Here is a 24,003-nt window from a genome sequence, read left to right as displayed (position 1 = left end):
GAATTCAGCGCGGCGCGGCCAGCGAGGCGCGCATGCCCCCGAAGCGCCGCCGGTACTGTGCCGGGCTCAGGCTGACGGCGCGGCGGAACAGGCGGCTGAAAAAAGCCGCATCGTCGTAACCCACTTGCTCCGCGACCGCCTCGATCGGCGCCTCCGTGGTTTCGAGCAGGTGCTTGGCTTCCTCGATGCGCAGCGTCTGCACGTATGCGAGGGGCGTCATGCCGGTGGCGAGCTTGAAGCGGCGCTGGAAGGATCGCTCCGCCAGCCCGCTGTGCTGCGCCATGGCCGCGACCGGGGCCGCGTGGGCGTAGTGGTCGGCGATCCAGGTCTGGCAGCGGCCGATGGCTGCGTCTTCCACCTGGCGCGTGCACGACACCCGCGCGAAGGGCTGCTGCCCTGCGTGGTGCCAGTCGATCAGGTTGAGCTTCGCCACCTGCATGGCCGCCTCGATGTTCACGCAGCGGGCGATGAGGTACAGCGCCAGGTCCATCCAGGAGCTGCCGCCGCCGGCCATCACCAGCCGCTGGCCCTCGCCGCTGGTGACCAGGGCACGCTGCGGGCGCACGCGCGCGAGCGGGTAGCGGCGCTGCATCACCTCGCAGAAGGCCCAGTGCGTGGTGGCGTCTTCGCCGTCGAGCAGGCCAGCCTCGCCCAGCAGCATTGCGCCGGAGCAGGCCGTGGCGACCAGGGCGCCGGCCGCATGGCAGCGCCGGAGCCACACCGCTTCGTCGACGAACAGGCCGTCCAGCGGGGCGTAGGGCGCGATCATGAGCTCGGGCACGCACACGGCGGTGGGCGCGGGCAGGTCGTCGAAGCTGCATTGCGCTTCGATCGCCACGCCGTTGGCGGCGCCCACCCGGCCGGCCTGCCGCGCCACCAGCACCGGCTGCAAGAGCTCCGGCCCCGCACGGCCTTCGACCACCATCGGCCAATCCCGGCCGGCGCACTTGAAGAGGTCGAACATGCCGTACACCACCGAGGCCGAGGTCTCGGGGCTCACGAGGATGGCGATCAGCGGGCGGGTGTCCATCTCGGCGGCTTCCCCTCCCTTCGTGTGACCCGCGACGCGTGAAAGCACGCAACCCAGTCGGGGAACACCGCGGAACCGGTTTTGCCGGGCCGCTGGCGTTGCCCCCGGAGAGGGGGTTGGCGCACCACACGAAGTGGGGAAGCCTGGGGGAGTGGCAGATTCGTCAGGGTTGTTGCGGGAATGGCTGCAGGACTTTGGCAGCGCGAACTTACGCTTGTCGGGCCGTTCATTCAAGGAGAGTCACCATGATCCAGCACGACGCGCGCGGCGAGGCGCTCAGCACCGACCAGCCGGCCTCCGTGGCCGCCTACGAGCAGGCGATGGTCCTGTTCAACACCCTGCAACTCGATCCGGTCGCCGTGCTGGAGCCCGCACTCGCGCGGGACCCGGATTTCATCGCCGGCCACCTGATGATGGCCGGCCTCTTCCTCAGCTGCATCGATGGCCAGGTGCTGCCGGCGGCGCGCGCGAGCCTGGACAGCGCGGCCGCGAGCCGGCACCGGCCGCTGCCGCGCGAGCAATCGCTGCTGGCGGCCTTGCGCCCCTGGGCCGAGGGGGACATGGGGCGCTCCAACCGCCTGCTCGACCGCCACCTGGTGGACCACCCGCGCGACCTCTTCGCGCTGCAGCTCACCCACATGGCGGACCTGGTCCTGGGACGTTCGGCCATGCTGCGCGACCGCATCGCCCGGGCGCTGTGCCATTGGCAGCCGGGCGATGCCGGCTACGGCTACCTGCTGGGCATGCATGCCTTCGGCCTGGAGGAGTGCAACGAGTACGCGCGCGCCGAGGCGCTGGGCCGCCGCGCGGTGGCGCTCGATCCGCATGACGCCTGGGCCGTGCACGCGGTGGCGCATGTCTGCGAAATGCAGGGACGCGTGGCGGAAGGCATCCACTGGCTGACCGAAGAAACCGCGCACTGGCAGCAGAACAACGCGCTGGCCGTGCACAACCACTGGCACCTGGCGCTGATGCACCTGTCGAACCATGACGAGGCGGCGGCGCTGGCGCTTTACGACCGGGCCATCGCGCCCGGGCCGGCCTCCATGGCGATGGACCTGGTCGACGCCAGCGGGCTGCTGTGGCGCCTGGGCCTGCGCGGCGTGGACGTGGCAAGCCGCTGGGAAGCGCTGGCCGCACGCTGGGACGAGCAAGCCGCCTGGGGCTGGTCGGTGTTCAACGACACCCACGCGATGCTGGCCTTCGCCGGCGCGGGCGATGCGGCGCGGATGGCACGCGGGCGGGAGGCCATGGGGGCGGTGCCGGCCACGGCGCCCTTGCCCTGGTGGAACGAGGCCGGCGAGCTCTGCGAGGCGGTGATGGCCTTCGGCGCGGGCGCCTATGCCCGTTGTGCCGCGCTGCTGCTCCCGCTGCTGCCGGTGACGCATGGCTTCGGCGGCAGCCAGGCGCAGCGCAGCCTGATCTTCCTCACCGCGATGGAGGCGGCCCGCCGCGCAGGCGACACGGCGCTTCACGAGGCGTTGGAGAGCGAGGCTTCGGCCCGCAAGCCCGCACTCGCCGGGCAGCTGGCCGAGCACCGGAGCCAGGTGCTCGAGGCCGCCTGAGGCCGCGCGCCGGCAACGTCAGCGGAAGGGATTCGCCGTCGCGAACCAGAGGCCGATGCCGGTGGCGATGATGAAGGCGCCGTCGGTCACGCCGGCGATCAGGAAGAACTGCGTCTGCAAGGCATCCTTGAGTTCGGGCTGGCGCGCGGTGCCTTCCAGCAACTTCGACCCGACGATGCCGATGCCGATGCAGGAGCCCACCGCGGCGATGCCGATGAGGAGCGCGACGGCGAGGGGAAGGATGTCGAAGCTGGAGGTCATGGTGCTCTTTCGTGGCCTTGGATGGTTCGGCCTGGTGGCTGCCGGAACCACCCCGGTGCCGGCTTGGGTCCACTGTTCCAGAGCGGGCATGCAGCGTCGATGACCTGGGAGGTCATGGCTGCGATCGACAAACAAGGGTCGGTCGCGTGCTCAGAGCAGCCGCTTCAGGTAGTGCCCCGTATGGCTCGCCTCGTTCGCCGCCAGCGTCTCCGGCGTGCCCGTGCCCACCACCGTGCCGCCGCCGGCACCGCCCTCGGGGCCCATGTCGATCAGCCAGTCGGCGGTCTTGATCACGTCGAGGTTGTGTTCGATCACGACGATGGTGTTGCCGGCGTCGCGCAGCTGGTGCAGCACCTTGAGCAGCAGCTCGATGTCGGCGAAGTGCAGGCCGGTGGTCGGCTCGTCGAGGATGTAGAGCGTGCGCCCGGTATCGCGCTTGCTGAGCTCCAGCGCGAGCTTGACGCGCTGGGCCTCGCCGCCCGACAGCGTGGTCGCGGACTGGCCCAGCTTGATGTAGGACAGCCCGACGTCCAGCAGGGTGCGCAGCTTGCGCTCGATGGGCGGCACCGCCTTCAGGAACTCGTGGGCGGCCTCCACCGTCATGTCGAGGATCTGCGCGATGTTGCGGCCCTTGTACTGCACCTCCAGCGTCTCGCGGTTGTAGCGCTGGCCCTGGCAGACCTCGCAGGGCACGTACACGTCGGGCAGGAAGTGCATCTCGACCTTGACCACGCCGTCGCCCTGGCAGGCCTCGCAGCGTCCGCCGGCCACGTTGAAGCTGAAGCGCCCCGGGCCGTAGCCGCGTTCGCGGGCGGTATGGGTCTCGGCCATCAGCTCGCGGATGGGCGTGAAGAGGCCGGTGTAGGTGGCCGGGTTGCTGCGCGGCGTGCGGCCGATGGGCGATTGGTCGACGTTGATGACCTTGTCGAAGTACTCGATGCCTTCGACCGCCTCGTGCGGCGCCGGCTCTTCGTGGGCGCGGTAGAGCGTGCGCGCCACGGCGGCGTAGAGCGTGTCGTTCACCAGGGTGGACTTGCCGGAACCCGAGACCCCGGTCACGCAGGTGAAGAGGCCCACGGGAAAGGCCACGCTCACGTTGCGCAGGTTGTTGCCGGTGGCGCCGACGACGCGGATCTCCTGCAGGTCGGTCTGCGTGGCCAGGTGCGCGGCCTCGCGCGCGGCGCGGCGCTCGGCGGCGGGGCTTATGGGAAAGCGCGAGGCCTTCTTCGGTTCGGCCGGCCTGGATTTCTCCAGGACGGGCAGCCACGGTGTGCGGCGCGCCGGCACGGCGATCTTCCTGGCGCCGCAGAGGTACTGGCCGGTCAGCGAATCGGGATGGCCGGCGACCTGCTCGTAGCTGCCCTGCGCCATCACCCGCCCGCCGTGCACGCCGGCGCCCGGACCCATGTCGATCACATGATCTGCGGCGTGGATCATGTCCTCGTCGTGCTCGACCACGATCACGCTGTTGCCGATGTCGCGCAGGTGCTTGAGGGTGCCGATCAGGCGGTCGTTGTCGCGCTGGTGCAGGCCGATGCTGGGCTCGTCCAGCACGTACATGACCCCGGTGAGGCCGGAGCCGATCTGCGAGGCCAGCCGGATGCGCTGGGCCTCGCCGCCCGACAGGGTCTCGGCGCTGCGGTCCAGGCTCAGGTAGTTGAGGCCCACGTCGTTGAGGAACTTCAGCCGCAGGCCGACCTCGCGCACCACCTTGTCGGCGATCTCGGCCTTGGCACCCTGCAGGTGCAGGCCGTGGAAGTAGTCCAGGCTCTCGCGCAATGTCGTGCGGCTGATCTCGTAGATCGCCATGCGGCGGGGCGTGCCGTTGGCGTCGTCGGTGAGGAACACGTGGCGCGCCTCGCGCCGCAGGCGCGTGCCCCCGCAGTCGGGGCAGGGTTGCAGGTTGCGAAAGCGCGAGAGGTCTTCGCGGACCATGGCCGAATCGGTCTCGCGGTAGCGGCGCGCCATGTTCGGGATCACGCCCTCGAAGGGGTGCTTGCGCACCAGTTTCCTGCCGGCCTGCTGGCCGCTCTCCATGGTGTAGCTGAACTTGATCTCTTCTTCGGCCGAGCCGAAGAGCACGGCCTGCTGCGCCGAGGCGGGCAGTTCCTCGAAAGGCGTGTCGACGTTGAACTTGTAGTGCTTGGCCACGCTCTCCAGCATGCTGAAGTAATAGCCGTTGCGCCGGTCCCACCCCTTGATGGCGCCGCTGGCCAGGCTCAGCGAGGGGAAGGCGACCACGCGTTGCGGGTCGAAGAACTCGCGATGGCCCAGGCCGTCGCAGCTGGGGCAGGCGCCGACCGGCGAATTGAAGGAAAACAGGCGCGGTTCCAGCTCCGTCAGCGAGTAGTGGCAGACCGGGCAGGCGAACTTGGCATTGAACAGGTGCTCCTTCGTCGCCCCGCCCTCGTGCATCTCCAGCGCGATGGCCCGGCCCTCGGCCAGACGCAGCGCGTTCTCGAAGCTTTCGGCCAGGCGCTGCTGCATGTCGGGACGGGCGCGCAGGCGGTCGATCACCACGTCGATGTCGTGCTTCTCGGTCTTCTTGAGCTTGGGCAGGTCGTTGTATTCGCAGGTCTGCCCGTCGACCCGGAAGCGCACGTAGCCCTGCGCCTGCATCTCGGCGAAGAGCTCGAGGAACTCCCCCTTCTTTTCGCGTGCGACCGGCGCGAGGATCATGAGGCGCGGCTCGCCCGGCAAGGCGAGGACGGCGTCCACCATCTGGGACACCGTCTGCGCCGACAGCGGCAGGTCGTGGTCCGGGCAGTAGGGCGTGCCGGCGCGTGCGTAGAGCAGGCGCAGGTAGTCGTGGATCTCGGTCACCGTGCCCACGGTGGAGCGGGGATTGTGGCTGGTCGCCTTCTGCTCGATGCTGATCGCCGGCGACAGGCCCTCGATCATGTCGACGTCGGGCTTGTCCATGAGTTGCAGGAACTGGCGCGCGTAGGCCGACAGGCTCTCGACGTAGCGGCGCTGGCCTTCGGCGTACAGCGTGTCGAAAGCCAGGCTCGACTTGCCCGAGCCCGACAGGCCGGTGATGACCACCAGCTTGTTGCGCGGGATGTCGAGGTCGACATTCTTGAGGTTGTGCGTGCGCGCGCCGCGGATGCTGATGCGCTGCTGGGCGAGCGCGGCGCCGAGATAGGCGCCGCTCGGCTCGGCGGCGAGGCGGGCGCTGCCGGCGCGATCCATGGAGGGGGAATTCACGGGACGGTCGTTTCTGGACAACCGGACATGATAAGTCGGCGGGGATTTCCGGGCGCACGGGCGGCTTCGGCGGGACGCCGGGGCGGCGTCGAAGCGGATTGCGGCGGGCTGCGTGGCGCCGGCCGGCATGCGGCACAATGTCCCGTTTTTCCCGTCTTCTCCATTCATCCTCAGGGGCATCCATGGCATCGGTCAACAAAGTCATCCTCGTCGGCAACCTCGGGCGCGATCCCGAGACGCGCACTTTCCCGAGTGGGGACCAGGTCTGCAACGTGACCCTGGCCACCACGGACCGCTGGAAGGACAAGCAAAGCGGCGAGATGCGCGAGGCCACCGAGTGGCACCGCCTGGTCTTCAACGGCCGCCTGGCGGAAATTGCCGCGCAGTACTTGCGCAAGGGCTCGCAGATCTACGTCGAGGGCCAGATCCGCACGCGCAAGTACACGGACAAGGACGGGGTCGAGAAGTACGCCACCGACATCCGCGTCGACCAGATGCAGATGCTGGGCAGCCGCCAGGGCCAGGGTGGTGGCTCGTCGGGCGACGACGAGGGCGGCTATGGCGGTGGTGGCGGCGGCTACTCGCGTGCGCCCGCTGCGGCGCCGCGCGCACCGGCAGCGGCACCGAGGCAGGCGCCGGCCAAGTCCTCGTCCGGCTTCGACGACATGGACGACGACATTCCTTTCTGACGCAATACTTCCGTCCGCCTGAAAGGCGCAAGGTCCGAGGACCCTGCGCCTTTCTTTTTTTTTGCGTGATGCACGGCCAAGATGAGGTCGCCGGCAGAGGAGGGTGTGTGCGCGATCGTGATGCATGGCGCACGGGGTGTCCGAGGTGGGCTCGGTTTCTGATGAATTGTCGCGCGAATCGTCGCAGTGAAAGGGCTTCTCGCACCATACGCAGCCGCCGCCACCTGCATGCCTGACGATGAACCTGCCCCGATCGCTTCTCCGACTTGCCGAACTGGCATGCATGGTGGCGGTCCTGGGTGGTTGCGCGCTGGCGCCGGGCGTTCATTTCAGCACCGGGATCGAACCCGCCCGCGAGTCCGCGGATCCACCGCCGCCGGGTGCGCTGCAGAGCATCACACCCGAACTCATTCGCCGTCAGCGTGCGGCCAACGCCGGCGAACCGGGCCCGGAGGTCAAGCGTCTCTTCGGCGTGCCGCAGCCCTATCGAATCGGCAGCGGGGACATTCTCAATGTCGTGGTCTGGGATCATCCTGACCTGGCTCTCGCACCCGCCGGCGCACTCGCGACCGATCCGATGACGGGGTCACCCGTGAGCAATGGCTACAACGTCAGCGCTGACGGCCTGATCCAGTTTCCCTATGTGGGGCCCTTCAAGGTGGCCGGCCTTACCGAGGCCGAGGTGCGCGATCGCCTTGTCGGTCTTCTCTCCAGGTACTTCAGCGAACCCAAGGTCACAGTGCGCATCCAGTCCTACCGGGCGGGGCGCGTCTATGTGGACGGCGAGGTTCGCGCACCGGGGCTGCAGGTCGTCAATGACATTCCGATGACGCTGCCGGAGGCAATCAGCCGGGCAGGTGGGTTCACGGCACAAGCCGACCGCTCCGCCATCTCCGTGTCGCGCCAGGGTGTGACCGTCCTCGTCAACCTCCAGCAGCTGGCGGAAAAGGGCGTCAATCCCGCGCAGCTGCTTCTTGCGCCGGGCGATCTGGTGCGTGTGCTCAGCAGTGAGGATGCGAAGGTCTACGTGTTGGGAGAGGTCACGCGTCCCGTTTCTCCGCCCCTGCGCAACGGCCGCCTGACGCTCAATCAGGCGCTGGGCGAGGCGGGGGGCATCAGCGGCGCCAGTGGCAACCCACAGCAGATCTACGTGATACGCGCCAACGCCGCCGAGTCGCCGGAGATCTTTCATCTCGACGCTGCTTCTCCCATGACCTACGCATTGGCGGAGGGCTTCGAGCTGAAGGCGCGCGACGTCGTCTATGTCGATCCGGCGCCGCTGGTGCGCTGGAACCGCGTCGTCAGCCTGATCCTGCCGAGCGCCCAGGTGGTCAACGTCGCCAACAACATCAAATGAAACAGCGCGTACTGGTCGTGTGCACAGGCAACATCTGCCGCAGCCCGCTCGCGGCAGCGATGCTGTCGCGCGATCTGTCCGGCAGGACGATCGCCTCCGCGGGTTTGGCTGCGCCGGTGGGCGCGCCCGCCGACCCGATGGCGCTGGAGTTCGCAGCGGCGCGCGGACTGGACCTTTCCGCTCACCGCGCGCGCCATGTGACCCTTGCGATGTGCCAGACCGCCGATCTCATCCTGGTGATGGAGTTGCGGCAACAGGCCGAGCTCAGGCGCCGATATCCGCAGGTGTGGGGAAAGGTGTTCCGGCTCGGCGGGGTGGACGGTTTCGACATCGCCGACCCCTACCGCAAGCCCCGCAAGGCTTTCGAAGCCGCCTGCGTCGAGGTCGTCGCTGGCGCCGCGGCCTGGTCTGATCGCATCCGCCAGCTGGAGGGCCGTCGCGAACTGAACGAGTTGGCCGTGGCCCATTGCGCATGATCGTTCCTGCGCCCATCACCGCCAACGCGCCGCTTCCTGTGCGAGCCCAGGAGGGGATCGGGCTGCTCGAGCTGTTGGACGTCGTTCTCGACCACCGCTGGCTCATCGCAGCCGTCACGCTGCTGGGTCTCCTGGTGGGCGTGGCCTATGCGTTGCTCGCCGCGCCCGTCTACCTGGCCAGCACCATGGTGCAGGTGGAAGAAAGCAAGGGTGGCGCCGGCACGTTGTTGGGGGAAGCTGCCAGCCTGTTCGACATCCGTTCGCCAGCATCGGCCGAGATGCAGATCCTGCGCTCGCGCCTGGTGATCGGGCAGACCGTGCAGAACCTCAACCTCGACATCGAGGTGAGGCCGAGGTACCTGCCTGTCTTCGGGCCCTGGCTGGCGCGTCACGCCAGTGCGCCGTCCAAACCCGGCTTCCTGATGTTCCCGGGCTACGTGAGCGGCAGTGAATCGCTGCGCGTCGACCGCTTCGAGGTGCCTGAAGCGCTGGAAGGCGAGTCCTTCCGCGTGCGACTGACCGAAGGTGGCTATGAGCTGCTGTCGCCCGATGACGACGTGCTCGGTGCGCAGCAGGTCGGGCAACCGCTCGCGTTCTCGGCGAGAGGCGGGCAAGGCCTGCTGCTGGTGAGCGCGGCAGAAGGCAAGCCGGGCGCCGAATTCGAGCTCACTCGCCATGTCCGCCTGGAGATCATCGAGCAGCTTCAAAAGAACCTCGTGATCGCCGAAGAAGGCAAGCAGTCCGGTGTGATCCGGGCCAGTCTCGAAGGCCGGGATCCTCGCGAACTCACGCGCGTGCTCAACGAGATCGGCACCCTGTACGTGCGGCAGAACATCGAGCGCAAGGTCGCAGAGGCGGACAAGTCGCTGGGCTTCCTGAGCAGCTTCCTGCCCGAGTTGCGGAAGCAGCTGGAGGCGGCCGAGACCAGGTTCAGCCAGTTCCGCAATCGCAACAGCAGTTTCGACCTGGATGCCGAGGGCAAGCTGATCCTGGATCAGGCGGTCAAGCTGCAGGCCGGCGTGATCGAGCTGCAGCAAAAGCGCAGGGAACTGCGGGCGCTGTACACCGCCGAGCACCACAGTGTCCGCGCGATCGATGCGCGGATCGTCGATCTCCAGGGCGAGCTGGATGGGCTGAACAAGCGCATCAGGAAGCTCCCCGACGTCGAGCAGGAACTCCTGGCCCTGACACGCGACGTGAAGGTCAATGGCGAGCTGTACGTCAAGCTGCTCGACAACGCCCAGCAGTTGCGCCTGGTCAAGGAGGGCAAGGTCGCCAACGTGCGCATTGTGGATCCGGCCGCCACGCCAAGGAAGCCTGCGAAGCCCTTGCGCGCGTTGTCGGTCCTGCTGGCCACTACGCTCGGATTGCTGACCGGTCTGGCATGGGCCTTCGCGCGCAACAGCCTCCATCCGGGTCTCAAGGAGCCGGGCGAGGTCGAGCAACGCACCGGGCTTCATGTGTTCGCGACGGTGCCGCATTCCGACGCGCAGACGAAGCTCACGCGCGATGCCGGCAAGTCCGCCGCCAGGCGTCCCTTGCTTGCCACGGCCAAACCCCAGGACGCGGCGGTGGAGAGCCTCCGAAGCTTCCGGACCGCGCTGCAGTTCACCATGCTCGACTCCGTCAGCAACATCATCCTGATCAGCGGCCCGACGCCGGGCATCGGCAAGTCCTTCGTCAGTGCCAATGTGGCCGCCGTTCTTGGTGCTGCCAACAAAAAGGTGCTGCTGATCGACGCCGATCTGCGCAAGGGGCGCCTGAACCACGCCATCGGCGTGAACCGCAAGGATGGCCTGAGCGACGTCATCTGCGGCAACCTGCAACTGGACAAGGCGCTGCATCGGGAGATCGCCCCCAACGTGGACTTCCTGTCGACCGGGGTGCTGCCGCCCAATTCGGCCGAACTGCTGACCAAGCCTTCGGTCCAGGTGCTGCTGCAGCAGGCCTCCAGGCACTACGACTGGGTCGTCGTCGATACGCCGCCGGTCCTGGCGGCGTCCGACACGGCCATCCTTGCGCCGATGGCTGGCGCCGTCTTCCTGGTCGCGCGTGCGGAACAGAGCACACAAGGCGAGCTGTCTGAAGCGGCCAAGCGACTGCTGGGCGCCGGCGCCACGGTCAACGGTGTGATTTTCAACGACCTCGACACGACACGCCGCCGGTATGGCGGGGCCATCGACGGGTCCTACCGCTATGTCGACTACCGCTATTGAAATCTGTCGACCCGTTCACTGCGCCCGAATGCGCCCTGACCTGCAAGGGAATCGAGGAAACCATGAGACTTCGAAGGGATGAAAACTGCGACGTGGCCTGGGGCGAACGCCCCATTGCCGACGAGACCACGGTCGTCAAGACGGCGCCTTCGCTGATCGCCGACAGCGAAGCGATCGCCATCGTCGGGCTCGGCTACGTGGGCCTGCCGCTGGCCGTGGAATTCGGCAAGTTGCGCACGGTCATCGGATTCGACATCGACACCTCGCGCATTGCCGAACTGCAGTCTGGAAAGGACTCCACGCTCGAAGTCGGCCCCCAGGAGCTGCGCGCCGCGAGCAAGCTTCGCTTCAGCAGCTGCATCAAGGACATCGCCGGGTGCAGGGTCTTCATCGTCACGGTCCCCACGCCCGTGGACATGGCGAACCGGCCCGACCTCAGCGCCCTGACGGCCGCCACGGAGACCGTGGGCCGCGTCATGCCCGAAGGGGCGATCGTCATCTATGAATCGACGGTGTACCCCGGCGCGACCGAGGAGGTGTGCGTGCCGGTGCTCGAGAGGGTGTCCGGCAAGAAGTACAACGTCGACTTCTTCTGCGGCTACAGCCCGGAGCGGATCAATCCCGGCGACAAGGTCAATACGCTGACCCGGATCAAGAAGATCACCAGCGGGAGCACGCCGGAGGTTGCAGAGGCCGTCGACGGGCTCTATCGCGGCATCATCGCCGCCGGGACCCACAAGGCCGCGAGCTTGAAGGTGGCGGAAGCTGCGAAGGTGATCGAGAACACGCAGCGCGACCTCAACATCGCCTTGGTCAACGAGCTGTCCGTGATCTTCGAGCGTCTGGGCATCGACACGCTGGACGTGCTGGAGGCCGCCGGCAGCAAGTGGAACTTCCTGCCCTTCCGGCCCGGCCTCGTCGGCGGCCATTGCATCGGTGTGGATCCGTACTACCTGACCCACAAGGCCGAGGAGGTGGGCTACCACTCCCAGGTGATCCTGGCCGGCCGGCGCATCAACGACAACATGGCGCGCTATGTGGCTCGCAACACGCTCCGGCTCATGCTGAGGAATGGCATCGATGTGGCGCGCTCCCGCATCGGGGTGATGGGTATCACCTTCAAGGAGGACTGCCCCGACATCCGCAACAGCAAGGTGGTCGACATGATCCGCGAGTTCGAATCGTGGGGCGCCGAGGTGGTGGTGACGGATCCCTGGGTGAGAGCGGAAGACCTGACCGAAGAGTACGGACTGCAGCTGGGCCAGATCGACGCGGACAACCCGGTCGACGCGCTGGTGGTGGCCGTCGGTCATCGTGCGTTTCGCGGCATGAGTTCCGCCGAGCTGCATGCCATGTGCCGCGGAAGCCGACCGGTGATGGCGGACGTCAAGGGACTCTATGAGCGAGGCCGGCTGGCCGAGCTCGGCTTCACGGTCTTCCGGCTGTGACCGCGCGGCTCGAATCTCGATGGGCATGAAGAACTTTGCGCTGATCGGCGCTGCCGGCTACATCGCGCCGCGGCACATGCGCGCCATCCTGGAGACTGGCCATTGCCTGGCGGTGGCGTACGACACCAAGGATTCCGTCGGCGTCATCGACAGCATCTCGCCGGGGAGCGAGTTCTTCACAGAGTTCGAGCGCTTCCACGAGCATGCGCATCAACGCCGGCGCGATGCCGCTACCGCTCTGGACTATGTCGCAGTCTGCAGCCCCAACTACCTGCATTTCGCGCACGTCGCCGCAGGGCTGCGGCTCGGCTGCGATGTCATCTGCGAGAAGCCCCTGGTGCCGACACCCCGGTTGGTGGACGAACTGCGGCGCCTCGAGGACGAGACGGGCCGAAGGGTGCTCAACATCCTCCAGCTGCGCCACCATGACGCCGTCGTCCGGTTGCGCGAGAAGGTGGCCGCAGCGCCGCCGTGCACCAAGTACGACGTCGAGCTGACGTACATCACCTCGCGTGGCAAGTGGTACATGGAAAGCTGGAAGGGCGATCCCCGCAAATCCTTCGGCGTGGCCACCAATATCGGGGTGCATTTCTACGACATGCTGCACTTCATCTTCGGAAGGCTGCAGCACAGCGTGGTGCACCTGTCCGAGGAGTCCAGGGCGGCCGGCTACCTCGAGTACGAGCGCGCGCGGGTTCGCTGGTTCCTGTCGATCGATGCGGACGATCTGCCCGCGGAGGTCAGGGGAAGGAAGTCGACCTACCGAAGCATCGACGTGAGCGGCGAGCAAGTCGAGTTCTCGGAAGGCTTCACCGATCTCCATACCGTCAGCTACAGGGAAATCCTGGCCGGCCGCGGCTTCGGCCTCGAGGACGCCCGTCACTGCATCGAGACGGTCGACAGGATCCGGACCGGGCCGGTGCTTGCGCCGGGCGCCGATGCCCATCCCCTCATCCGGCTTGCGCGTGCATGAGCTACACCGTGCACTCCAGCGCGATCATCGACGAAGGCGCGCAGATCGGCGAGGGCTCCCGCGTGTGGCATTTCGTCCATGTCTGCGGCGGCGCGCGCATCGGTCGCGAGGTGTCGCTCGGGCAGAACGTCTTCGTGGGCAACACGGTCGTCATCGGTGACCGTTGCAAGATCCAGAACAACGTCAGCTTGTACGACAACGTGACGCTGGAAGAGGGCGTGTTCTGCGGCCCCAGCATGGTCTTCACCAACGTCTACAACCCGCGTGCGTTGATCGAGCGGAAAAGCGAGTACCGCGACACGCTGGTCAAAAGGGGTGCCAGCCTCGGAGCCAACTGCACCATTGTCTGCGGCGTGACCGTGGGTGAATTCGCCTTCGTGGGTGCGGGCGCCGTGGTCACCAGGGATGTGCCGGACTTCGCGCTGGTCGTCGGCGTTCCGGGGCGGCAGGTCGGCTGGATGAGCGAGTTCGGCGAGCAACTGGATCTTCCGCTCGAGGGCGAAGCCGAGGCGCTTTGTCCGCACTCCGGCGTGCGCTACGCCTTGTGCGGGGATCGACTCCGCCGCGAAGAAGCCGGAGCACCTGAGAGCTCGGCAAACGCATGATCGATTTCATCGACTTGAAAGCGCAGCAGGCGCGCATCAGAAGCAGGATCGAATCGGCGATCCGGCGCGTGCTGGCGCACGGCCAGTACATCCTGGGTCCCGAGGTGGGGGAGCTGGAAGAAAAGCTCGCGGCGTATACCGGCGCGAAGCATTGCATCACCGTCGCCAACGGGACCGACGCGTTGCAGATCGCCTTGATGGCGCTTGGTGTCGGCGCGGGAGACGAGGTGATCACGCCCTGCTTCAGCTACGTCGCCACGGCCGCGAGCGCTGCGCTTCTGGGCGCGAAGCCGGTCTACGTGGACATCGAGCCTCGCACCTGCAACCTGGACCCGAGCTTGATCGAGGCGGCTGTCACGGCACGGACCAAGGCCATCATTCCCGTCAGCCTGTACGGCCAGTGTGCAGACTTCGACGCCATCAATGCTTTTGCGGCTCGGCATGGGATTCCGGTCATCGAGGATGCCGCTCAAAGCTTCGGTGCGAGCTACAAGGGCCGCAAAAGCTGCAATCTTTCGACGATCGCGTGCACGAGCTTCTTCCCCAGCAAGCCGCTGGGTTGCTACGGCGACGGCGGCGCCATCTTCACCAGTGACGACGAACTCGGCCGGACCATGCGGCAGATTGCACGCCAAGGGCAGGTGCGCCGCTATCACCACGTCCGGATCGGAATGAACAGCCGGCTCGATACCGTTCAGGCCGCGATCCTGCTGGTGAAGCTCGAAATCCTCGACGAGGAAATCCGCCTTCGTGAGGGCGTGGCGGAACGTTACGCCGAGCTGCTCAAGTCGACCGCGATCGAAGCCTTGCCCTACGTCGCACCCCAGGCCACCAGCGCCTGGGCGCAATACACGATCCGGGTGCGGCATCGATCGACCGTGTGCGCCGCGCTCACGGAGCGGCAGATCCCGACGGCGGTGCATTATCCGGTGCCGCTCCACCGGCAGCCGGCGGTCGCCGACCCGGCCGCCTATCTCCCGATCGGTGACAAGGCGGCGCGTGAAGTCGTCAGCCTGCCCTTTCATGCATACATCGGCGACGCCGACCAACGATCCGTCGCGGCGGCCCTTCGAAGCGCGCTGGCGCTTTGCCCATGAGCGCAGGCAACTATCTCCGCGCCATCACGGTCCAATCCCTCGGGCCGCTCTCGCTGTTGGCGCTGTCGGTGGCTGTGTCACGTTGGTTCGGCGCCGAGCAGCAAGGGGCGTTCATCGCCGCCAAATCGTTGGCAGATGTGTTGATCGCCGTCGGCTGCTTCGGATTTCCGCAGAGCGTCGTTCTATCGATCAATCGCTACAAGGCATCCCCGAAGCGCCTTTACGTGTGGACGCCCACCTACGTCCTGCTGGCAACCCCCCTGCTGGTCTGCGCGACCTACCTGCTCGCCCCCCCAGAAGCGATGAATGTCGGATCAGCGCTTCTTCTGTCGCTTGGCTCGGCGGGATGCATCGTGGTGGGGATCTGGCGCGGCATTCTGTTGACGATCGATGATGGAATTCGCTTCCACCTGATCACGGCCGCACAGTCTTTTCTCCTCGCGGTCGCGACAACGATGATCCTGGCGACACAGCACGCGCTGAACACAGGAATGCCTCTCGCCTATTTCTTGTGCGGCATCCTCACTTTGAGTTTGGGATATTTCCTGCTGCCGTGGCCGACCGTGCGTCTGTTGAACGGATGCTCGCCGTCTCCAAGGCAACTGGTGTCTCATGGCGCGGACGCGTTCATCCAGGCACTCAGCGGAACTTTGCAGGTTTTCCTGTGTGTCAGGTGGATAGGCTCTTACAACGGGCCCGCGGAGGCGGGGCACTTCAGCATGGCGTTGGTTGCATTGAACGCAGTTGCGTTCCCGGTGCAGGCGATCGCGCCTCTGATACTGAATCGCTGGAGCCGCGGTGGTGACAGGGATGCATTGAATGCAGGCCGTGACAAGCTGAAGAACGCCACGTTGGGGGCGGTGGCGACGTGTGTCCTGCTGGTGATGATCATGCCGCCGTTGGTCCCCTGGGTTCTTGGCCCCGCCTTCGACGCTGGTGTGACCACCGTGCAGATCATGATCGCTGCCCTGGTCCCCACCTTTCTGCTCCGCATCGGAGGTCTGCGGCTGTCGGCCGCCGGCAACTTCCGATTCCTCTCCATCGTCGTACTGCTTCGCTGCTTCTCGCTCGTCGTCGTGCTCGCAGTCGCACGCTGGCTATTCGACGCGCAAGGTGCGGCGGCGGCGGCTCTCTGTTGGCTATTGGTCGAATCGATGGCGGCCTTGGCGGTGGTCATGAAGATCGAGGCCTGGCGACGAGCCGTAGCCTCCAGGTCATACGCATGATGCGGATTGTCGAAAACTTGTTCAAGGCTCTTGCTTCATGGAGCTACTACAGGATTGGCTGGCTGCGGGCGGGCTGGCTGGGCGTACGAACCGACTGGCGCGCACGAGTCAGTCCACGTGCACGCATCAGCGGCGCGCATGCGTTGGGATGCATCGAGATTGGTCGCAACGTGACCATCGGTCGCGGTAGCTATCTGAGTTCCGGGCTGGTCCAATGCGCGCAGATCGGACGCTACTGTTCCGTCGGCCCGGGCGTCGTCATCGGACCCAGCGAGCACAGATTGAGCCACTGGACCACGTCCCCCCGCGAAGCCGAAGACGCCGGTGAATCCGCGCAGACCACACGCGAGCAAGCTGTTCCGACAGTCATCGGTGACGGCGTCTGGATAGGCGCGCGTGTCGTGCTGCTTCAAGGCGTCCGCGTCGGTGATCGTGCGGTCATTGCGGCGGGTGCAGTGGTCGTTCGGGATGTTCCCGCAGGCGAGTTGTGGGGAGGCGTCCCCGCGAAGCGCATCAGATCCGTCACAGCGGACGCTGCTGCCGGTTGCTGAGAACGGAGCCATGCACGTCGTGCTCATCGTTCTCGCCACGGCGCTGTCCTTGTGGCATGCCTACGACCTGTACAGGAAGGCGCTCGTCACCTCATTTCTGTTCGGCTTGCTCGCGGTGTATGGGGCTTTGTATCTCCTCTCCTATCCGCAGCTGACGCAGCACTATGAGTCGACGATCCTCGACGTCTCCACCTACGTCTACTTCTTTGGATCGCTCACGCTGAACTTGTCGATCTTGCTGCTCTTCAGACTGGCCGCGCCCAGGTTGCGTTACGCACGGCAAGTCTGGTCATGGCGCTTCGAGCATTGCCTGGATGACCACCTTCGGCCTGCCGCAATGGCGCTGGTCGCGAGCCTTGCGCTCTTTCTTCTCTATAGAAATGATCTGAGCCTGACTGGCATGCAAAGTCGAGGAGAGGACGGTCTCTTCATCACCTTGGCCACCTTCCTGTGCTTTCTGGCCTTTCCCGGCTTGGTCACTGCGTTCAGTAAGAGCAAGTTGGCTTTTCTTGCGTATGCAGCGTGTGTGCTCTTCGTCTTTTCACTTTCAGGGTCGCGTGCCGCAGTCCTGACCACGATCGCGTTCTGGTTATGGCGCCGCAATGTCACTGGCGAACGCCGGCGGTGGAAAGTTGGACCCGTCGTTCTGCTCTTGAGTCTGGCGCTGGTGATCCATTTCTTGCTGCGACTCCTTCGAGGCATCAGTCCAGCCGTTGTTTTGCAGGCGCTCTTGGCCGGCGACTTTTCCATCTTCTCCGACAAATTGTTCGTCCCCTTCGATGAAGTGGACCCCACAGGCGGTGAGAGCTCGATCCCCAGCTATTTTGTCTTTTCGGTCGAGGTTGCCGGCGGCGAGGCGTACGGCTTTCTCACATCGGCGGCCAGGGTGCTGCTGCTGTTCGTGCCTGGCAGCCTGGCGCCTTTTCCGAAACCCGAAGACGTGACCTACAGCCTGTGGGTCGAGGCACTTGCCCGCGGGCGATTCGATGCATCGGCCTACTACGCGGCGATCAATGAGGCGTTTGTCAAGGGAGCTTACGGCTCACTCCACCCGATGCTGTATGGCGAGCTTTTTCTATCGGGGCGTTGGCTCGGCCTGTTGGTCGGGCTGATGTTCGTATCGATGATCTGCCTGCTCATCGAGATCTCTTTGATCTCGATGAACCATCGTGCGTCGCTGTACCTGATCGCGCCGACCGCCGTCGGCATGCTGATGGTGGCTCGCGGGAACTCGGCAATCGGATTCGGCTACTTCTTCTACCTGTGCGTCCTGGTCCTGGTGATCGACTTTCTACAGGCGGCGGTTCGAAGAATTGTGGTTGCCAAGCGAGGGGGGGAAAGTCGCGTATGAGGATCGCACTTTTGGCGGGTGCCCATAGCGTACACACTGTGCGCTGGGCCAATGGACTGGCATCCGATGGCCACGAGGTCCATCTGATCAGCGCTCACCGGCTGACTGGCGCGTTGGACGGCGGCGTTGCGTTCCATTCGTTGCCCATCGGCGCGCCTTGGGGGTATCTGGCTGCGGCGGGTTCCCTGAGAAACCTGTTGCGGTGCATTCAACCCGATATCTTGAATGCACATTACGCGACCGGCTACGGCCTTCTTGCGCGACTGAGCCGCTTTCAACCGCTGCTGCTTTCGATGTGGGGCAGCGACGTGTACGACTTTCCGGAGAAGTCGACATTTCATCGAAGGCTGCTGGCGTCGAATCTGCGGCAGGCCAGCGCCCTGGGCTCGACCAGCAGATGCATGGCGCGTCGGGCTGCCGAGACCTGGCCGCATCCGCACATCTTCGTCACGCCCTTCGGTGTAGACGAACGGGTTTTCCTCCCTTCGAGTCGAAGCGCCGAGTCCGGTTGCCTGGTGATTGGCACCGTCAAGGCGCTCAAGCACAAGTACGGCATCGATACGCTGATCGAGGCCTTTGCGCTAGCGCTCCAGCAACTGAAGCCGCGCGCCTTGCGCCTCGAAATAGCCGGCAGTGGTCCCGAAGAGAAGTCGTTGAAGGCACTTGCTGTGCGATTGGGAGTGGCGGAAATGGTCTTGTTTCACGGCCCTGTCGAGCATGAGCGCGTGCCTGCGCTCCTTGACCGGCTGAACATCTTCGTCGCCCTGAGCCGGCTGGACTCGGAAAGCTTCGGCGTGGCCATCCTCGAGGCCAGCGCCGCCGGCAAGGCGGTGGTGGTCTCGGACGCCGACGGTCCCGCAGAAGTCACGTTGAACGGCTCCACGGGTTATGTCGTTCCAAGAAACGATCCGGTGGCAGCAGCCGATGCGATCGTCCGACTGGCTCGATCCCCAGACCTGCGCGAGAGGATGGGGGCAGCGGACCGGCAGCATGTGCTCACCCACTACACGTGGTCGAGGTCACTGGCGCTGATGTGCGAGGCGTACCGCGAGACGATTCGGATTCATCGTCGCGCAACAGCCACGGGCGAATCGGCATGACGCAGGTCGCACGCGCCAGCCTGGATCAGGCGCTCTCTCCCGGGAGCATTCGAAAGAAGAGAAAGGTTGTGACCGTGCTCGGCGCACGGCCTCAGTTCATCAAGGCCAGCGTCGTCTCTCGTGCGATGGCGAGGACCGGTCGCTTGAGCGAGGTTGTCATTCACACCGGGCAGCATTTCGACGCCAACATGTCGGACGTCTTCTTCGAGGAGCTGGGGATGGCGCCCCCTGCTCATCATCTCGAGATTCATGGTGGCACGCATGGCGAAATGACCGGACGAATGTTGGTTTCGACGGAGCGCCTGTTGCGATCGGAGTGCCCCGACTGCCTTCTGGTCTATGGAGACACCAATTCAACCTTGGCGGGTGCATTGGCCGCGGCCAAGTTGCAGATACCCGTCGCTCACGTCGAAGCGGGCTTGCGAAGCTTCAACATGGCCATGCCGGAAGAGATCAATCGCATCTTGACGGATCGGATCTCGCGTTGGCTGTTTACGCCAACGGAAGATGCCGCGTGCAATCTCCAACGGGAGGGGTTTGCCGAGGCGTCGATCATTTCCGTAGGTGATGTGATGTACGACGCGGCCATGTACCACGGTGCGCAGATGTCAGCTGCGCAGGCGCTGCCGGCGGGCCTGGGTCTCGAGCCTAAGGGCTATGTCTTGGCGACGATCCATCGGGCCGAGAACACCGATCACCCTCGACGTTTGGAAGCCATCTCCGATGCACTGGTGCGGACACATGGGACGATTCCCGTGGTATGGCCCCTGCATCCTCGGACGCGCTCGGCGTTGATGAGATCCGGAAGGCTTGAGGCGCTCGGCAGGCAGTTGCACCTCATCGCGCCGGTCGGCTACCTCGCCATGGTGCAACTCGAGAGGAACGCTGCCTTGATCGTCACCGATTCCGGGGGGGTGCAGAAGGAAGCGTTTTTCCATGGGGTTCCCTGCGTCACGCTGCGCGACGAGACCGAGTGGATCGAACTTGTCAATGCCGGCTGGAACAGGCTCGTCCCGCCCCTGGATAGCGCACATGTGGCCGTCGAGATACTGGCTGCCTTGGGTTGTTCTGGCCAGAACGTTCAACCCTATGGTGATGGGAATGCGGCCTCGAGGATCGTTGAGCGATTGGCGAGGGACTTGAACGCATGAAGCAAGTCTGGATTCTGAATCACTACGCGCAGGAGCCGGGTGGACCGGGCGGCACGCGCCACTACCATTTGTCCGAGCATTTGGAGCCATGTGGCTGGCAGGCCAGCGTGATTGCCGCCAGCGTGGAGCTGAACACGGGTCGCCAGAGACTCGCGGCGCATGAGGCGACGCGTCATGAACGAATAGGCAACGTTCCGTTTCTCTGGGTCCGCACACCCGCCTACCGGGGCAATGGCGGAGGGCGCATGCTCAACATGCTGGCTTTCGCGTGGCGCGCGATCTTTCCACGGACCACACGGGGTCTGCCGCGGCCGAACGCAGTGATCGGGTCGAGCGTGCATCCTTTTGCGGCTGTGGCGGGCGCATGTCTGGCGCGCCGCTTCGATGTGCCTTTTGTCTTCGAGGTGCGCGACCTGTGGCCTCAGACGCTCATCGACCTCGGCCGGCTGAAGGAAGGCGCTTTCCTGACTTGGGTCTTTCGGCAACTGGAAGCCTGGCTCTATCGGAGAGCCGCACGCATTGTTGTGCTATTGCCTCGTGCATGGGAGTACATCGTTCCCCTCGGCATTCCGAAAGATCGGATTGTCTGGATACCCAATGGCGTGGATCTGGCCCTGTTCCCGCGCTCGCCTCATCCCCTTCGAGCGCCGTCCGAGCCATTCACGTTGATGTATTTCGGTGCGCACGGGCAAGCCAATGGATTGGACAACGTGCTGCAAGCGATGAAGGTGGTGCAGGACCAGCAGGGTTGTCGACGGCTGGTGTTGCGCATGATTGGCGATGGGCCGCTGAAGCCGGCGCTGATGCTGCGGGCGCGGGAACTTGGACTGAACAACATTCGGTTCGAGCCGCCGGTCCCCAAGTCCAGGATCCCGATGTTGGCTGCGCAGGCAGACGCATTCGTTTTCAGCCTGACGGACGCACCGGTATTCCGTTACGGGATCAGCTCCAACAAGTTGTTTGACTTCATGGCAAGCGAGCGCCCTGTTGTCTTCAGTTGCGATGCCGCGAACAACCCTGTCCGAGATGCAGGCGCGGGCTTCACCGTCGAAGTTGGCGACGCTGCAGGACTGGCGCAATCGATTCTGGAGATGGCCGCAGCGTCGCCGGAGAAGCGTAGGCAAATGGGAGCGGCAGGACGCGAGTATGTCGAGCAGAACCATGGGTTTGCGCAACTCTCGGAAAGACTGGCGAGGGTATTGGATGAGGCATGCGCGCAGCATGCGCGGTGGTGTGAGGCCGCATGAAGCGCCTGTGCGACATCCTCGTGTCGGCGGTGGCAATGGCGCTGCTTGCGTTGCCGCTCTTGTGGCTGACCTGGCTGGTGCGCCGCAGGTTGGGAGGCCCGGTCTTCTTTGTCCAGACCCGACCGGGCCTTCACGGCCGTCCATTCCGGATGGTCAAGTTCCGCACCATGACGGACGCACGTGGATGCGATGGCCGCTTGCTCCCAGACGCGGATCGACTCACCACATTCGGCCGCTTCCTGCGCTCCAGCAGCCTGGACGAGCTCCCCGGCCTGTGGAATGTGCTCAAGGGCGACATGAGTCTGGTCGGCCCGCGCCCGCTGCTGATGGAGTACCTCCCCCTTTACACGCCCGAGCAGGCGCGGCGTCACGAGGTGCGGCCCGGCATCACGGGGTGGGCCCAGGTCAACGGGCGCAACGCATTGAGCTGGGAAGAGAAGTTCAGGCTCGACGTCTGGTACGTGGAGCATCACTCGCTGTGGCTGGATATCCGCATCTTGTGGCTGACCGTGTGCAAGGTTCTGTTCCGCGATGGCATCAGCGCGCCGGGCGAGGCCACCATGCCGCGCTTTACCGGCGTTCAGCTGGAGCGCGAGCGATGAACGGCGCACTGTTCGCTGTTTACGGCGCCAGTGGCTGCGGACGAAGCGTGATGCCCCTTGCGCGCGCGCAGCTGCAAGCCCAGGGCATCGCGCCTGCGCGGCTGGTGTTCGTGGACGACCGGCCCGAGTCTGCGGTGGTGAACGGCCAGCGCCTGCTGCGCTATGAGGAATTCCTGGATGCCCCGGCCACCACGCGCCACGCCGTGCTGGCCATTGCCCAAAGCGGAATCCGCGAGCGGCTCGCCGACCGCTGCCGCGTCGGCGGCGTTCAAGCCTGGACGCTCATCGCCGCCAACGCGGTGGTGATGGACGACGTCACGCTCGGTGAAGGCGCGATCCTCAGCCCCTTCGTCACCCTCGGCTCGAACGTCCGCATCGGGCGGCACTTCCACGCCAACCTTTACTGCTACGTCGAGCACGACAGCGTCATCGGGGATTTCGTCACCTTCGCGCCGGGCGTCAAGTGCAACGGCAACGTCGTCGTCGAGGACCACGCCTACGTGGGTGCAGGGGCCGTCATCAAGCACGGCCGGCCTGGGCAGCCAATGACCATCGGCCGCGGTGCCGTCGTCGGCATGGGCGCCGTTGTCACGCGCGATGTGCCCGCAGGCGTGACCGTCGCCGGAAATCCTGCCAGACCACTCGTCAAGGGCCGATCGTGCTGAACACCTCTTTCTCCCCCTGGCCCAGCTTCACCACCGAGGAGGCCGAAGCCGTGGTGCGGGCGCTGCTCTCCAACAAGGTCAACTACTGGACCGGCGAGGAATGCCGCGCGTTCGAGCGCGAATTCGCTGCCTGGACCGGCGCTGCGCATGCCGTGTCGCTGTGCAACGGCACGCTGGCACTGGACGCCGTTCTCAAGGCGATGGGCATCGGCCCGGGCGACGAAGTCATTGTCACGCCCCGCACCTTCATTGCGAGCGTGTCCTGCGTCGTCAACGCCGGTGCGACGCCCGTGTTCGCCGACGTCGAGCGCGACAGCGGCAATCTCTCGGCGCAGACCATCGCGCGGGTCGTCACGCCCCGCACCCGGGCCGTCATCTGCGTGCACCTGGCGGGCTGGCCTTGCGACATGGACCCCATCCTGGCGCTGGCCGCGCGGCTCGGCATCAAGGTCATCGAAGACTGCGCGCAGGCCCACGGCGCGCGCTACAAGGGCCGCTCGGTCGGGACCCTCGGCCACGCCGGCGCCTGGTCCTTCTGCCAGGACAAGATCATGTCCACGGGCGGCGAAGGCGGCATGGTCACGACGAACGACCGGGAGCTGTGGCGCGCCGTCTGGCAATACAAGGACCACGGCAAGAGCCACGAAGCGGTGTACGAGCGCCGGCATCCGCCGGGGTTCCGCTGGTTGCACGAGAGCTTCGGCACCAACTGGCGCATGCTGGAGATGCAGGCGGTCCTCGGCCGCATGCAGTTGCGCAGCATGGCGGCATGGACCGCGAAGCGCACGCGCCATGCCGAAGCCATCCGTGCGGCCTGCAGGCCGCACGCGGCCGTTCGCGTGCCGAGCCTGCCGGGCTCCTGCATTCATGCGTACTACAAGTGCTACGTGTACGTGCAACCCGAGCGGCTGGCACCCGGCTGGAGCCGCGACCGCATCCTCGAAGCCATCCAGGCGCTGGGCGTTCCCTGCTACCACGGATCGTGTTCCGAGGTCTATCTCGAGAAGGCCTTCGACGGCACGGGGTGGCGGCCCGCCCAGCGATTGCCCGTTGCGCGCGAACTGGGCGATACCAGCCTGATGTTCCTGGTGCACCCGACGCTCACGTCGGCGGAGATCGCCAGGACCTGCGCGGCGATCGGGCGGGTGCTGCACGAAGCGAGCGCGTGAGGCTCGGCATTGCACGA

At 65.7% G+C, this 24,003-nt stretch carries 21 protein-coding genes; 18 read left to right on the top strand and 3 right to left on the bottom strand.

What is annotated here, in order from left to right; translation table 11 throughout:
* Window positions 1-4: 4 nt before the first annotated feature.
* The gene (locus ABEA07_RS27450) at window positions 5-1,030 is read right to left on the bottom strand and encodes a GlxA family transcriptional regulator (protein WP_345541892.1); all 1,026 of its coding nucleotides are present in this window, start codon (window positions 1,028-1,030) and stop codon (window positions 5-7) included.
* A gap of 245 nt (window positions 1,031-1,275) precedes the next feature.
* Here ABEA07_RS27450 and ABEA07_RS27445 point away from each other — a divergent pair, with 245 nt between their 5' ends.
* Window positions 1,276-2,595 carry a tetratricopeptide repeat protein gene (locus ABEA07_RS27445; protein WP_345541891.1) on the top strand — a complete coding sequence of 440 codons (1,320 nt, stop codon included), beginning with the start codon at window positions 1,276-1,278 and terminating at the stop codon, window positions 2,593-2,595.
* Window positions 2,596-2,613: 18 nt separating this feature from the next.
* Here the strand turns inward: ABEA07_RS27445 and atpE are convergent, their stop codons facing one another.
* Together atpE and uvrA are read right to left on the bottom strand one after the other, a co-directional pair.
* Window positions 2,614-2,856, bottom strand: coding sequence for a F0F1 ATP synthase subunit C (atpE, locus tag ABEA07_RS27440; RefSeq protein WP_345541889.1), 243 nt, complete (start codon window positions 2,854-2,856; stop codon window positions 2,614-2,616).
* 150 nt (window positions 2,857-3,006) lie between these two features.
* On the bottom strand, window positions 3,007-6,048 hold the full coding sequence (uvrA, locus tag ABEA07_RS27435; RefSeq protein ID WP_345542215.1) for an excinuclease ABC subunit UvrA: 3,042 nt from the start codon (window positions 6,046-6,048) through the stop codon (window positions 3,007-3,009).
* A gap of 197 nt (window positions 6,049-6,245) precedes the next feature.
* On the opposite strand from uvrA, the gene ssb reads away from it, so the two are divergent.
* The 17 genes from ssb (at window position 6,246) to ABEA07_RS27350 (ending at window position 23,986) form a co-directional block, all read left to right on the top strand.
* Complete coding sequence (gene ssb / locus ABEA07_RS27430; protein WP_345541888.1) at window positions 6,246-6,752, top strand: single-stranded DNA-binding protein; 507 nt, start codon at window positions 6,246-6,248, stop codon at window positions 6,750-6,752.
* Window positions 6,753-6,990: 238 nt separating this feature from the next.
* Entirely contained in the window at window positions 6,991-8,109 is a 1,119-nt protein-coding gene (locus ABEA07_RS27425; protein ID WP_345541886.1) for a polysaccharide biosynthesis/export family protein, read from the top strand.
* Complete coding sequence (locus tag ABEA07_RS27420; RefSeq protein ID WP_345541884.1) at window positions 8,106-8,585, top strand: low molecular weight protein-tyrosine-phosphatase; 480 nt, start codon at window positions 8,106-8,108, stop codon at window positions 8,583-8,585. The genes ABEA07_RS27425 and ABEA07_RS27420 overlap by 4 nt, the downstream gene beginning before the upstream one ends.
* Window positions 8,582-10,801, top strand: coding sequence for a polysaccharide biosynthesis tyrosine autokinase (locus tag ABEA07_RS27415; RefSeq protein ID WP_345541882.1), 2,220 nt, complete (start codon window positions 8,582-8,584; stop codon window positions 10,799-10,801). Before ABEA07_RS27420 ends, ABEA07_RS27415 begins: the two co-directional genes overlap by 4 nt.
* A 152-nt stretch (window positions 10,802-10,953) precedes the next feature.
* Window positions 10,954-12,249, top strand: coding sequence for a nucleotide sugar dehydrogenase (locus tag ABEA07_RS27410; RefSeq protein WP_345542214.1), 1,296 nt, complete (start codon window positions 10,954-10,956; stop codon window positions 12,247-12,249).
* A 25-nt stretch (window positions 12,250-12,274) separates the two neighbouring features.
* Window positions 12,275-13,222 (top strand): Gfo/Idh/MocA family protein, encoded by a 948-nt coding sequence (locus ABEA07_RS27405; protein ID WP_345541880.1) that lies wholly within the window; start codon window positions 12,275-12,277, stop codon window positions 13,220-13,222.
* On the top strand, window positions 13,219-13,827 hold the full coding sequence (locus ABEA07_RS27400) for an acyltransferase (protein WP_345541879.1): 609 nt from the start codon (window positions 13,219-13,221) through the stop codon (window positions 13,825-13,827). The genes ABEA07_RS27405 and ABEA07_RS27400 overlap by 4 nt, the downstream gene beginning before the upstream one ends.
* Window positions 13,824-14,924, top strand: coding sequence for a DegT/DnrJ/EryC1/StrS family aminotransferase (locus tag ABEA07_RS27395; RefSeq protein ID WP_345541878.1), 1,101 nt, complete (start codon window positions 13,824-13,826; stop codon window positions 14,922-14,924). Before ABEA07_RS27400 ends, ABEA07_RS27395 begins: the two co-directional genes overlap by 4 nt.
* The gene (locus ABEA07_RS27390) at window positions 14,921-16,150 is read left to right on the top strand and encodes a lipopolysaccharide biosynthesis protein (protein ID WP_345541877.1); all 1,230 of its coding nucleotides are present in this window, start codon (window positions 14,921-14,923) and stop codon (window positions 16,148-16,150) included. Before ABEA07_RS27395 ends, ABEA07_RS27390 begins: the two co-directional genes overlap by 4 nt.
* Window positions 16,147-16,701, top strand: coding sequence for an acyltransferase (locus tag ABEA07_RS27385; protein ID WP_345541876.1), 555 nt, complete (start codon window positions 16,147-16,149; stop codon window positions 16,699-16,701). Before ABEA07_RS27390 ends, ABEA07_RS27385 begins: the two co-directional genes overlap by 4 nt.
* Window positions 16,702-16,711: 10 nt before the next feature.
* Window positions 16,712-18,052 carry a hypothetical protein gene (locus ABEA07_RS27380; protein ID WP_345541875.1) on the top strand — a complete coding sequence of 447 codons (1,341 nt, stop codon included), beginning with the start codon at window positions 16,712-16,714 and terminating at the stop codon, window positions 18,050-18,052.
* A complete protein-coding gene (locus ABEA07_RS27375; RefSeq protein WP_345541874.1) occupies window positions 18,049-19,152 on the top strand; it encodes a glycosyltransferase in 1,104 nt (367 codons plus the stop codon). The genes ABEA07_RS27380 and ABEA07_RS27375 overlap by 4 nt, the downstream gene beginning before the upstream one ends.
* Complete coding sequence (gene wecB / locus ABEA07_RS27370) at window positions 19,149-20,303, top strand: non-hydrolyzing UDP-N-acetylglucosamine 2-epimerase (RefSeq protein WP_345541872.1); 1,155 nt, start codon at window positions 19,149-19,151, stop codon at window positions 20,301-20,303. The genes ABEA07_RS27375 and wecB overlap by 4 nt, the downstream gene beginning before the upstream one ends.
* Window positions 20,300-21,550, top strand: a complete 1,251-nt coding sequence (locus ABEA07_RS27365) for a glycosyltransferase family 4 protein (protein WP_345541871.1) — start codon at window positions 20,300-20,302, stop codon at window positions 21,548-21,550. The genes wecB and ABEA07_RS27365 overlap by 4 nt, the downstream gene beginning before the upstream one ends.
* Window positions 21,547-22,152 (top strand): sugar transferase, encoded by a 606-nt coding sequence (locus ABEA07_RS27360; RefSeq protein WP_345541870.1) that lies wholly within the window; start codon window positions 21,547-21,549, stop codon window positions 22,150-22,152. The genes ABEA07_RS27365 and ABEA07_RS27360 overlap by 4 nt, the downstream gene beginning before the upstream one ends.
* The gene (locus tag ABEA07_RS27355) at window positions 22,149-22,817 is read left to right on the top strand and encodes an acetyltransferase (protein ID WP_345541869.1); all 669 of its coding nucleotides are present in this window, start codon (window positions 22,149-22,151) and stop codon (window positions 22,815-22,817) included. Before ABEA07_RS27360 ends, ABEA07_RS27355 begins: the two co-directional genes overlap by 4 nt.
* Entirely contained in the window at window positions 22,811-23,986 is a 1,176-nt protein-coding gene (locus ABEA07_RS27350; RefSeq protein ID WP_345541868.1) for a DegT/DnrJ/EryC1/StrS family aminotransferase, read from the top strand. Before ABEA07_RS27355 ends, ABEA07_RS27350 begins: the two co-directional genes overlap by 7 nt.
* The last annotated feature ends 17 nt before the right edge of the window (window positions 23,987-24,003 follow it).

The organism is Variovorax defluvii (assembly GCF_039541515.1).
Classification (GTDB): domain Bacteria; phylum Pseudomonadota; class Gammaproteobacteria; order Burkholderiales; family Burkholderiaceae_C; genus Variovorax; species Variovorax defluvii.
Note: the sequence above shows the minus strand (reverse complement) of the source record. Positions and strands in the feature narration are given on the sequence as shown.